Origin of the sequence: Spirosoma validum, assembly GCF_014699035.1 — a bacterium.
Lineage (GTDB): Bacteria > Bacteroidota > Bacteroidia > Cytophagales > Spirosomataceae > Spirosoma > Spirosoma validum.
Window position 1 is genome coordinate 86816 of sequence record NZ_JACXAA010000017.1, and the last position, 11489, is coordinate 98304.

An 11489-nucleotide genomic window follows, 5' to 3' on the forward strand; every position below is an offset into this window, starting at 1 on the left:
TTTGCTTTTTCGTAGAGAAGCCCATTTGGCTATTACTGCCCCCCGTTACGAAGCTAATCCCTGTTATCTAAAGTTTACCCTAGCTATACGGCTAATGCTTTCATGTAGGGTACACTTTTTTACGTAATGATAAACCTACTGTACTGCCATGGTAGTGTCTAACAAAACTCAACTCATGACGACCCTTTTAGAAAACTATATATTGCAGGTTGCCATTCACTATATCGATCAGGTGGACGCCGAACTTCAAACAAGGCTGATAAACTTATTGCTGGAGGTGGGTCGGGAATCTGGTCAAGCGGCTGAACTAACTCCCACTGAGTTGCCTCAGGCAATCAGTAGAAATTGAGTGGATTTGGCTAAGAGAATACCGATAGGTTGAGGAAGGACCCGTCAAGTCGTACGTTCTTAATTACCCTTATTTATAATTTGGTTCATCCAAGTAGACTTTCACCTTGTAAATATTCCGTTTCTGGCCAAAAGAGAGAATATTGGTCTTGTGACGCTCGTGCTAAGATCTGCGATATGCCAGGATGGGTTGCTAAACTTTTACCCAGCTTAAGTCATTTGAAGCGCTGCTTTTACGGCGGGGCTTTTTGTTTTTATAGACTCAGAAAGTAAATTCTGGCGGTTTATAGACAGCTATCAGTCGCGCTGTACGAGCAACAATGACTGGCAACAGCGGGTTAGAGATAAAAATAAGCCAAATTCAACGTATGAACAACGCAGCCATTAAGCAACAGATTGATTCGAAAATCCAGGTTTTTCGCAGCCTAAGTCCTTCGACAGACAATGCCACCATCCGCGACCAATACCATACCGTCAAGGAGCTGATCAATAACCTATTCGGCGCAACGGCTGACGAAAAAGAAATCTATCTCCAAGCGGCTAACGTGGTGAACCTATTCAGCCGGGAAGATGAAGCGTACTTTGTGAAAACGAATGGTTCTGATACTTCCCATAAGACAGCCGCTTTAGCCCGTTTGCAGCAGTGGGCTAAACGGGCGGGTGATCTACTGCAAGAGTGATGAGTTTATGTATATTTCTTCATCGAGTAATCGGTTTTATGTCAAGACGATATGGCTAGAAAACACAAAGATGCTCCTGAGTTTTAACAGATACTTTTTTTAATAGGAACAACAGTTCAGTTCGTCAATGGCTCAAAGAGTTTACTCCCCCTACGCTAATCCAGTCCCGTACTGTCAGGCTGGTTTTTAATTTGTTTTTAGTTATCCCGTTAATTGAATTCAATTGAGATACTACCGCTTGACTGAAGATAATATGACCAGAGAAGATAAAAAGAATCTACTAGATCTCTGTGGAAGATGTTTGGCGAACACACCTCACACGGCAGATATTTAGAAACTCAGCGCTCCACTGTATCTAATCTAATACTGATCTTGGTTGGCGCAATTATCACCTTGGTTACGGTTGATAAACACGTTAACTATGCTGATTTACCGGCAATTCTGCTGTTATTAGGTATTGCTCTATTTGGCATAGTATTCAGCGCGAAACACTACCCGACATGTAGCAGCCACATGGAACGGGCAAAATATTACCAACTAGCTATTGATGAACTACTGCCGCATTTAGATGATCCCGATCTGGCGGGAATCAATGAGCACATTCCCAGTAAACATTCTGAACGGGTGCTTACTGAACTAAAACAAGCTGCGGATGAAAGCTTTGAGGGATACCAAAGACATAGATTTCTTGTCTTGATGAATCGGAGCAGGATTCACTGGCTTTGGATCACGCTTTTTATTCTAATCGTAGTAATTGCTCTCTTTTTAGGAGTTGTAGCCCTAGTGAACCCTTGGACTTGAGAGGGATTATACGTCTTATCCAGATTAATCTTGTCGGAATAGTTTTTCATGTTGTGACTTTAGCCAATTGTCAGGCAACTTGCCTTAGTTTTGGCTTTTAGAGCACGACAGGAGTAAATACCTGCTGACAGACTTATGCACAAATAGGTCTGTCAGCAGGTAGTAAGAACCACAATAACCAGATTTATCCAGAAATCTGGCAGGCACCCTGTCCGTCTGGTCCTTGCCAGGTGCCGCGGATGGTTGCTCCGTTTTGAAGCGACAGTGGTTGAGCAACGCCACAGGCCTGATACCACTGCCCATCCTGGGTCGAGCGGAATACCACCTGCACTTGGGTTGTGCCGGCGGGGATTTTAGTCCCGGTCGCCGCCTGGCCCTGAGTCATGGTCAGTACCGAAGTCCAGGTGTCATTAACCAGACAGCTTAACTGGATGCTGGTGGCCGGACTGATTTCATTGGTAACCGTGACGGAAAGTTCGGTTGGCAGACCACTACCGCCACCGCCTGGAGTGGCCGGTAAGGCAAGGTTGTAAGGGTTAGTGCCGAGTGCACTGCAATCCAGACTACCTGTCGTGTTGGGCGAGCCAGCCGGAAACCCCGTAATAGCCTGATACGCGGATTGTAAGTTGGCAAAGCCGCCGAAGGAGGTAGGCTGGCCAGTGGTATCTACCAGGCCGAAATGGTTTCCATCCTCTTGATAGCGGAAAACAAATCCACCCGAGAATATATCCGCCATATTGACACTGTCCTTCCCGTTCGTTACGACTGGCTTAATCCCAAAAAGATAGGGTACATCGTCGAAGGGACGGGGCTGGATGGTATTGGCTCCATACTCGGTCATGATCACCGGAATAACTGGAGTAGCGTTATTAAACAGAAAGCTTTGGTAGAGCCCATAGTACGCTGTCAGGTGACCAATTAAATCGCCCCCTGCCCATCGGTAGCAGTTGTAGCCCAATATGTCCAGTCGTTCCTGCGGTGAGCCGCACATATAAGCAGCCGCTGCCTGAATGGTGTATGGAGGGGCATCGCGTTCGGCGCAACCGATGGGGATGGCCCGGTAACCTTTCTGGGTCATGTACGCACGCAAATCACGGGCGCCGGCTTTAACGATGCTGGGAATCGCATGGCCCAGAGTTGAGTTGTTGGGTCCGGGCGCAATGGCTTCGTTGGCAATGGAAAAATATAGGACATTGTCGTATTGAGCAAAGGCATCGGCAACGCTTTTGATTCGGTTAAGAAAGGCAAAGGTGTACTGAGGGCTAGCGGAGTTGATCGCTGTATCACCGGTAACCGCACCTATCTCCACGTAGATCTGGTTAGCGGCCAGCAAGCTCATTACCTGGTCGTGCGGCTTGGTTGGATCCACCTGATAAACGCGAATGGCGTTAATACCCAGCGTTTTCCAATTGCCTTCGACTAAGGCCTGAATGGTGGAAAACTGATCATCCGACAGGGGATCGACTCCGTCTTGAGGCTGATAACAAATGCCCTTGGGCGACCACCGTTGGCCGTCGAGGTAAAAAAAGTTATTTCTGATCTGAATGCTGCTAGCCATGGCTTTAGGGAGGTTATGGGGTGAAGGGTATGTTATGAGCTTACATGTTAAAAAGATCTTTATCAGAAGCTAGAGCGTGACTGAGAAGTCAAGCTGATTAAGGGTAACACCGGGATCCTGCTGACGGGCTACCGATAGCAGTTGATTCACCTCATCATTCGTCTTAAAGAGCCAGGTATTGTCTTTGGTCAGAATGGCATACAGATCGTATAGGTTGACTCCGAAATGGATTTGCGCTTTGTTCGCTACCTGTTCCCAGTCGATCATCTGCCCGGTTCGGTAATCGCCGAAGGCACACCAGTAATCCAGATGGGGGGTAAATCTGTATTGCATAAAAGGCTGAGCCGTTACAATAAATGTGGCCCGCTGGGCTAGACCAATCCCTACCGAACCGACGGCCGATGGGATTGACCCATCGGCGCTGACAAAGAGACTCCCTGGCTGGCTTCCCGGCTTCTGATCAATAAAATTGAACGTCTTGTTAAGGTAGGTTAACGTTATCTGGTTTTGATCCGTGAGATCAGCCGGTACAATCTGCTGGGGAACAAAGACGTCTCCTCCCTGCAACTCACCTGGTCCGCCCCAGACAAAGCAAGGCTCGGGTTGCCAGCGGAATGGGATCTGATGGCCAATGCCACTATTCATAAATTTAGCCCACCAGACTAAGCTATTCTGACCGGCAAACAAAGCGAAACTGCCGCTGTTGGGCGGGGGCAGTTGATTGATGAATGTAATTGAATACGATGGAGAATTAGCGAGACCCATGAATCGAAAGGAATAGATGGTTAGAGGAAATTTTACGCTTGAACTGATTGACAATCATCAATAGAGCGGCAAAGGTAGCCGCCCGTGAATGATCGAAAAGGGTTGAGGGACAAATTAACTAAACGGTCAATTGGTAAATTTTAAGAGCCGTATTTTGTGATAGGGAAACAGGGTCTATAATTTAAATTATCCTTAAGGAATGCAGATCAAAACGGACATATAATAAGGGGGATAGTTTTATAGGGTTTTCTCTTTTTACCGATAATAAGGCAGACGTTACGCCTGCTTATGGTGTGGATAAAAGCGAAAAGCCTGCCTTCGACTGAAAGCAGACTTTTTTGTAGTTTAACGTATCGATGCTACTGCTGAAAGTATTCTACCTTGTCGGCGTCGATGGTATTATTCAACCTGGCTTCGACTACGGTTGCAGGCAGCACTGTTGAGCTGACCGTTACAATGCCCGAAGAGGCCCCCGGACTCAATTGACCCGTCAAGCCAAACGATAGCTTGTCGCCAGCTGCTACGTTCTCCGAAGTGGTTAAGATGTAGTAGTTGAAATTCGAATTGTCAAAATTCCATACACTGTTCTGTACAGTTCGTCCATTGACGCTGGTTAAGCCCGCATCAAAGGCCAGGTTAACTTTCTGATCTTTGGTAACCCGTACCGAGAAGCTGCCACTGCTGGCTACCGAATTGAGTTCCACCACATCCACCACCACACCAAAGATAGAACTGCCATAGATCGGTGCCGGCCGGGCATAAACAATGGATGTAAGATCGGCCGTTGGCAGGACTGTCACTGTGACGTTGGCTGTGGTTGAGCAGACTCCGCTAATGCTGGTGACGGAATACGTTGTGGTTGTGGTAGGTGCTACGATAATGGATGGCGTATTTTGGCTATTACTCCAAGAATAATTATCGCCACCATCTGCAGCCAGAGTCAGGCTGGTGCCAGCGCTGATGGTTTGGGAATTCGGAGTAATGCTGACGGGAAGGTCGCAAAACCGGTACACTTTTACGCTCCCACTATTTGGGAAGTACTCTTGGGCACCAATTGCCAGTATCTGCCCATCAGAGGAAAGCGAAACGGAACCACCAGCTTGACCTAACGGAAATTCTCCGTTAATATCACTACCCTTCTGGACCCAGACTCTACTTACTAACTTATAGACTTTTAACTGCCCTCGGTAATTATTGTTGCCGACAGCCCCTACGGCCAATGTCTGCCCATCCGAGGAGAGGGCAACCGAACTACCAACCATTTCACGCTCCTGGTTTCCGACGATGTCGCTACCCTGCTGGGTCCATACGCCACTTACTATTTTATAGGCCTTCACCTTTCCGTGGCTGGCGTTATTGTTAGTTGTCCCGAAGGCTAATGTTTGCCCATCCAAGGAAAGGGCGATGGACCAGCCAGCCGCATCGCCAGTTGCCTCACCTTGAAAACTAGTACCTATCTGTATCCATACTCCGCCTACCAGTGTATAAACCTTCACCTGACCTCGTTCTGATGTGTTGCCGATTGCACTCATGGCTAGGGTTTGCCCGTTCGCAGACAGCGCAACTCTAAAACCAGCATAATCATACTCAGCCTCACCACTAATCGTATTACCTAGCGGAATCCATACCCCGCCCTTTAGGGCATATACTGCCACCTGTCCACGCGCTGAAATAGACCCATGCGCTCCTACGGCCAGCGTTTGTCCATCCGAAGATAGCGAGACTGAATTACCCACAAAGCTACCTTCCTGATTGCCAGTGATAGCATTGCCCTGCTGAATCCAAGCATCTTCGATTAGTTTGTAGACTTTTACCTGTCCTCGTTGACTGTTGTTAACGTAAGCCCCCACGGCCAGTATCTTACCGTCTGCGGAGAGAGCCATTGCGTGTCCAGCATAATCCATAACGGCGTCACCGGTGATCGTATTCCCCTGCTGTGACCATGCACCACTTATCCGTTTGTAGACTTTCACCTGTCCTCGACTGGTACTATTTTCGGGTGCTCCCACCGCCAGCATCTGTCCATTGGAGGAGAGCACACCCCCAAAATTGGCAAATCGTTGATCGACATTCGCAGGCTTAACATTAGCCTCCATAATCCATTGTGACTGGGCAAATGCGTTATTTCCCCTTACCACAGTGAGCCACAGGCACATGATTAATTGTCCAATCAGGTTTACAAAGGGTAAATAGCGGAGTGTTTTCTGGCGGATAAACAATGACTTGATTACTGCGTTTGAACGACGGGCTTTCATCGTATCAACCAAAGAGAGAAGTAACGTTTTGTTCATATCAATCTAAAGCAAATAGTACGTATAAAGTAATCGGCAAATCACTCACTAATAGTAAATAAAATCAAAAAGATGACTGGTCAAATTGGCTTGACTTGACTACTGACTTTTAACTACTTGTCACGGCTTATCAGTTGAGCGCAAAGAACGGAAAGTGTCGACAGTAAATTTTACCTACTTCATCTACCAGCTCATCCAGGCGTTTCGTAAGCATGGTAAAGCGAGTGGGTGAGGTATAAAGCGTGTAAATACAGCGAAGAAGTCGGGCTGTGTCCAGTAATCTGGGAGAAGTAATCCCTTTCCGTCCTAAATTGTCTTCATAAGCAAATCGGTTGATGACTTGAACCCACATGAATCTTATCATCAACTGCACTACTCCAATCGCTGAGCTATGAACTACGGCTTTTCGTTGCTGTTTCTGTTGTTAGCGAGGATGGCCTATGCCTGCGCCGATTCGCTACATTACAAAAATCTGGTTTTTGAGGGCGGTGGGGTACGGGGTATCGCCTATGCTGGGGCACTCAATGTACTTAACCAACGGGGTATGCTCCAGCAGGTGGAACGGGTCGGCGGTACGTCGGTCGGCTCGATAACGGCTCTGCTGCTGGCCGTCGGCTATTCAACCGATGAAATGACGGCCATTTTGTCGGACCTCCATATCGAGCGATTCAATGACGGCCGCTGGTTTTTCATCGGTGGCCTGCACCGCATGGTTCGTCGATTCGGCTGGTACCGGGGCGAACAGTTCGAGCGGTGGCTGGAAGAGCTAATTGAGCGAAAAACGGGTAATAGAGAGCTGACTTTCGCTCAGTTACATCAACGCCGTAGTGAGGGCTTCCGAGATTTGTACGTAACAGGTACCAACCTGACAGCCCAGCGCCCAGTGGTGTTTTCTCACCAGCATACGCCCGATATGGCCCTTAAAACCGCCGTTCGCATCAGTATGTCCGTGCCGCTGTATTTCGGTGCCGTTTTTTTGGATGATCAGCAGCGGGTAGTGCGTCGACCCAAGAAAGGGCATACGTATCAAATCCTGGTGGATAGCGGTCTGACAGCTAACTACCCCCTGGATCTGTTCGACGTGGAAGGTCAACCCAATGACGAAACACTGGGCTTAAAACTAGAGAGGCCTGAGCAGCTGACTCACGATCAGGCCAGTAGTGGTCTAGCTCCTTATTCGATTCGTTCTTTTAATGAGTACATCGGTGCTTTCTATACGTACGTTATTGAGAATCTGAACCGGCAGCCCACTTGGGCCAACGAAAAAAGCCGAACAATTTACATTAGTATGGAGGGCATCCGCCCCCGAGTTCGGCGAATGCGTGCCGAGGAAACGCAGCGGTTGTACGAAAGTGGTCAACGGGCGGCTAGGCGGTTTCAGCCTTAAGTCCCTATGGAATGGGTTGTTTGGGGTGGCAGTGGGGCATTGGTAACTGATACAGAATAATCTATTGATGGAAGAGGGATAACTAGGAAATTTTCCTACTAATATAACAATGAAACTATAAAAAGTTGGGAAGATATTAATGAATAGTGCTCTTTTAATATAGGACCGTGACTAAAGATTATTGAATAGTTTTTTCCGATTGTAATTACAAAGACATTCCCTTGCTCTATTTAAATTTGGAGTGAATAAGGTTGAGTAGATATGCAACTCCTGGTCCTACAACGTAGTTAATGACAACTAGCATAATGGTAGTAAATAAAATGGCAGCACAAGCTGTAACTATCTTTTCTGTGATTGGATAGGCAACTGAATTCTTGTTGAAGTCTTGTATTTTAGCCTTAATTAATGAACCATTCGTAGCAACAATATGAAATAAGAAGAATAAAGCTGTTATAAGATCAACTGCTTTCCATGTATCTATTTTCAAGTGTATTGGAACTAAAGGGTTGAAGACTATAGCAATTAAGATAAACAGCCAAGCAACTAGTTCATTATTATTGAAAAAATTGGTTTTTGCTCCATAAAAACCAGCTATACATATTACAAACTTCAAAATTATATAATAGCCATACTGCATTTTGTAGAAAACAGGAAATGTCAGGCCTATTATACTGACCATTAAAATCCAAGTAAAGGTTTTCATTTTATTGACTATTACGTAAATAGTTTACGCAGTTAGGGTAATGTATTCCAGAAAAATTCTGTCAGTAATTTACTGAGCAATCAGTCTTGTACGAGATCGGAGAGAGTCTACAGATCTAATCTTTTAGCCCTTACATCGTATATTATGCTATGCTCTACTCCTTGTATGCGTTGATTAACAAAGTTTACGCTATAAACATGCTGCTTGACCTGTGACGTTTTACCTCCATACCATATCTTTATAATATCGCCTGTTTTATCGTTGAACGGTATATTAATTTTGACATTAAAATGCGCCCTAGCCGGTAAGCCGGACGGAAGTATCTTAGCAACGTTATCAAGCATTAATATATCAATACCATCTAAAAGTCTGATTCTTTCAACCGTTCCATTCAGAACCTGAACCTTTAGGTAAATATCATAGTCATTTGTGGTTTCTGTTTGATTGGTAATCTCAACGCTTACATCAAAGTCTATTGTGCTGGGGTTTAGCCTGGTTAAAGCGCGATCAAATTTGGCTGTCATCGATAACTCAGGAACTTTAACCTGTCGGCATAAAGCATACACCAAATAATGTGGTGCAACGTCTGTTCGAGTATCCATTCGTACATAATATCGTCCATCGAACTGATGAGGCTTATTCTGGCTTTCTGGCACTTCAAACAGGTAAACGTAACCGCCACTGACCGGCACAGATTGTATACGAACTTCCTGTGGTAGAGGTGAGATTTGGCTGGCTAACTGGTTAATAAAAGAATCGCGATCATAAAAAGTAGGCACTGGTGCCAATGGCCCTCTACACATTTTAACTTTCCGCTCCCCTCGCTCCACATCCACAGGTTCCGGAGCTCCCCAGATCAATAGCCCACCACTTGAGTTGAGAAAGGCATCAATTGTTTTAAGAACACCTTTTATCCGATCCGCTTCCTTCTTGGATCTAGAACGTGTGTCTTCTGTCTTATCTGTAAATGATTTGAATTCAAGAAACAGCGTTTCGTCTCGTTCCTCCTGAAAATAACGCTCTAAATCCTGCTGGGTGATTTTGTCAATCGGTTGATTGAATAACTCCTCGGTGAATGGTTTGTACACGGTGTGAAAGGTGATTTTGATTGGACCTGATTCTTAACAAATGGAATTCCGTAGGTATTGTGTGATTTTGTGTTGATGGATTAATCAATCGGTTAAGCCTAGAGCTTGTGAGCACAGGTTACACTAATCAAGTGTAGATTTTACCGACACTATCGGCTTAGGATTCGGTTAGGTTCCTTCAAAGCTGCTTTTTCGGCCGAGCCTGTACAAGCCTCTTTAACGGTTAATCTGACCCGGTACGTTTGCCTCACTGGTGATCGGACCGGGTTTTGTGTAAAATAGCCAACCATAGACTAGACTGTATTCTTGCCTAGACGAATCGATTTAATGCACGTAGAATAACCATACCTGACAGCCCACGCTACCAACGGAACAGTTGAGTCAACCAGAATAACAGATCACCCCATTTAGTTAGTGACCAACAGACTCTGTTCTCAACTTTGTGTCGACCGAATCACCTTGACGTCCGCCTGAACTTTGTTACTGATTCAATAACGAGCTCAAAGGCTTGACTTCATTTCACTCACTATTATTTAACTACTAGTTAGCCCAACCATGCCACATCGTTTACAACTTCGTTTTTCTTTAGCCAGCCTCCGGCTTCACCTGAGCGTATGCTTACTAATTCTAGTTTTTTCCAGTTCCTTGCATGCCCAGGTCGGGATTGGCACCACCAGCCCAAAAGCCTTTCTCAATGTGCCCCAGGGACGAACCGTTCTGTTTGGGAGTGACAGCGCTGGAGCGGGTGGCAAGCTCATCTGGTACGGCAGTAAGGGCGCTTTTCGGGCGGGAGCCATTCAAGACGACCCCAATCTTATCAACAGTTGGGATAACACCTCCGTGGGCCAGTATTCCTTTGCCAGTGGACTAAATACGAAAGCCAATGGCTACATCGCCACCGCTTTTGGCCATTCAACAATGGCCCCAGGCAACTATGCCGTCGCTTTGAATTATAGAACCGAGGCCAGCGGGCAGGGGTCCGTTAGTATGGGCTCTAATACGGTATCCAGTTCCACCAACACGGTAGCGATGGGTACATCCACGCAGGCCATTGCCCCAGGGGCGGTTAGTATGGGACAAAATAGCGTTGCCCGGGCAGACAATGCCACGGCCATGGGTTATTATACGAACGCTGCCGGTACCAACGCCACGGCTATTGGAGAGTCAACCCTGGCCAGTGGTCGCAATGCGGTCAGCCTGGGCTATGCGAGCCAGGCCAGTGGCGAGAATGCCATGGCCATGGGCTCCCGCAGTAAGGCCAGTGGTGAGAATGCCATTGCCCTGGGCACTTCCACACAGGCCAGTGGCGATTACAGCTTAGCTGCTGGTATGAATAGCATCGCCAGCGGTGGTTTTTCAACAGCGATTGGATCAGACGTGTCGACTAATGGCAAAACGGGCTCGTTCATTTTGGGAGATGGCAATGCACAACCTTACGTGAGTACCGAAAGATTCCAGATGACGATGCGCTTTGGCGGAGGATATAAGCTTTACAACAGCGCCAATCCGCAGGCAAGTGCCTCGGGAGTCGAACTCAAGCCTTATCAAAACGCCTGGTCGGTTATCTCCGACTCAACCCGCAAAGAAAACTACCGAGTCGCCAACGGGGCTTCTTTCCTCGAGAAGATTGCCCGCATGCGGCTGGGTAGTTGGAACTACAAAGGCCAGGATGCCAAGCTTTATCGTCATTATGGCCCCATGGCTCAGGAGTTCTTTGCCGCCTTTGGCCACGATGAATTGGGTATCATTGGCGAAGACAAGTCAATAAATCAGGCCGATTTCGACGGGGTAAACCTGATTGCCATTCAGGCCCTGATCGAAGAGAACCAGCAGCTCAAAGCCCGGCTAGCCGCCATGGAAAAACAGGA

Annotated in this window: 11 protein-coding genes; 5 read left to right on the forward strand and 6 right to left on the reverse strand. The window is 46.8% G+C overall.

Annotation, left to right across the window (positions count from 1 at the left end):
* The first annotated feature begins 175 nt into the window (after positions 1-175).
* The 3 genes from IC230_RS29970 (at position 176) to IC230_RS29980 (ending at position 1829) form a co-directional block, all read left to right on the forward strand.
* Complete coding sequence (locus IC230_RS29970; protein ID WP_191042762.1) at positions 176-349, forward strand: hypothetical protein; 174 nt, start codon at positions 176-178, stop codon at positions 347-349.
* Positions 350-716: 367 nt separating this feature from the next.
* Positions 717-1028: a hypothetical protein gene (locus IC230_RS29975; protein WP_191042763.1), complete on the forward strand. Its 312-nt coding sequence runs from the start codon at positions 717-719 to the stop codon at positions 1026-1028.
* Between the two features lie 297 nt (positions 1029-1325).
* Positions 1326-1829 (forward strand): hypothetical protein, encoded by a 504-nt coding sequence (locus tag IC230_RS29980; RefSeq protein WP_191042764.1) that lies wholly within the window; start codon positions 1326-1328, stop codon positions 1827-1829.
* A gap of 184 nt (positions 1830-2013) precedes the next feature.
* Here IC230_RS29980 and IC230_RS29985 read toward each other — a convergent pair whose 3' ends face one another.
* From IC230_RS29985 to IC230_RS30000, 4 genes are all read right to left on the reverse strand, one after another.
* Positions 2014-3387: a glycoside hydrolase family protein gene (locus IC230_RS29985; protein ID WP_191042765.1), complete on the reverse strand. Its 1374-nt coding sequence runs from the start codon at positions 3385-3387 to the stop codon at positions 2014-2016.
* A gap of 69 nt (positions 3388-3456) precedes the next feature.
* On the reverse strand, positions 3457-4152 hold the full coding sequence (locus tag IC230_RS29990) for a hypothetical protein (protein ID WP_191042766.1): 696 nt from the start codon (positions 4150-4152) through the stop codon (positions 3457-3459).
* 359 nt (positions 4153-4511) lie between these two features.
* Entirely contained in the window at positions 4512-6443 is a 1932-nt protein-coding gene (locus tag IC230_RS29995) for a WD40 repeat domain-containing protein (RefSeq protein WP_191042767.1), read from the reverse strand.
* Between the two features lie 130 nt (positions 6444-6573).
* Positions 6574-6795: a hypothetical protein gene (locus IC230_RS30000; protein ID WP_191042768.1), complete on the reverse strand. Its 222-nt coding sequence runs from the start codon at positions 6793-6795 to the stop codon at positions 6574-6576.
* 39 nt (positions 6796-6834) lie between these two features.
* Between IC230_RS30000 and IC230_RS30005 the strand changes: the two genes are divergently transcribed.
* Positions 6835-7830 (forward strand): patatin-like phospholipase family protein, encoded by a 996-nt coding sequence (locus tag IC230_RS30005; RefSeq protein WP_191042769.1) that lies wholly within the window; start codon positions 6835-6837, stop codon positions 7828-7830.
* Between the two features lie 226 nt (positions 7831-8056).
* On the opposite strand, the gene IC230_RS30010 is transcribed toward IC230_RS30005, so the two are convergent.
* Both IC230_RS30010 and IC230_RS30015 read right to left on the reverse strand, forming a co-directional pair.
* Positions 8057-8533: a DUF6804 family protein gene (locus IC230_RS30010; protein ID WP_191042770.1), complete on the reverse strand. Its 477-nt coding sequence runs from the start codon at positions 8531-8533 to the stop codon at positions 8057-8059.
* 107 nt (positions 8534-8640) lie between these two features.
* The gene (locus tag IC230_RS30015) at positions 8641-9621 is read right to left on the reverse strand and encodes an AlbA family DNA-binding domain-containing protein (RefSeq protein ID WP_191042771.1); all 981 of its coding nucleotides are present in this window, start codon (positions 9619-9621) and stop codon (positions 8641-8643) included.
* A gap of 555 nt (positions 9622-10176) precedes the next feature.
* Between IC230_RS30015 and IC230_RS30020 the strand changes: the two genes are divergently transcribed.
* A partial coding sequence (locus IC230_RS30020; protein ID WP_191042772.1) for a tail fiber domain-containing protein occupies positions 10177-11489 on the forward strand: 1313 nt, incomplete at its 3' end.

Bases quoted from the DNA above. Each gene is read 5' to 3' on its own strand.
- IC230_RS29970 (WP_191042762.1), top strand. From the start codon at position 176: ATGACGACCCTTTTAGAAAACTATATATTGCAGGTTGCCATTCACTAT.
- IC230_RS29980 (WP_191042764.1), top strand. From the start codon at position 1,326: ATGTTTGGCGAACACACCTCACACGGCAGATATTTAGAAACTCAGCGC.
- IC230_RS30010 (WP_191042770.1), bottom strand. From the start codon at position 8,533: ATGAAAACCTTTACTTGGATTTTAATGGTCAGTATAATAGGCCTGACA.
- IC230_RS29975 (WP_191042763.1), top strand. From the start codon at position 717: ATGAACAACGCAGCCATTAAGCAACAGATTGATTCGAAAATCCAGGTT.
- IC230_RS29985 (WP_191042765.1), bottom strand. From the start codon at position 3,387: ATGGCTAGCAGCATTCAGATCAGAAATAACTTTTTTTACCTCGACGGC.
- IC230_RS29995 (WP_191042767.1), bottom strand. From the start codon at position 6,443: ATGAACAAAACGTTACTTCTCTCTTTGGTTGATACGATGAAAGCCCGT.
- IC230_RS29990 (WP_191042766.1), bottom strand. From the start codon at position 4,152: ATGGGTCTCGCTAATTCTCCATCGTATTCAATTACATTCATCAATCAA.
- IC230_RS30000 (WP_191042768.1), bottom strand. From the start codon at position 6,795: ATGTGGGTTCAAGTCATCAACCGATTTGCTTATGAAGACAATTTAGGA.
- IC230_RS30005 (WP_191042769.1), top strand. From the start codon at position 6,835: ATGAACTACGGCTTTTCGTTGCTGTTTCTGTTGTTAGCGAGGATGGCC.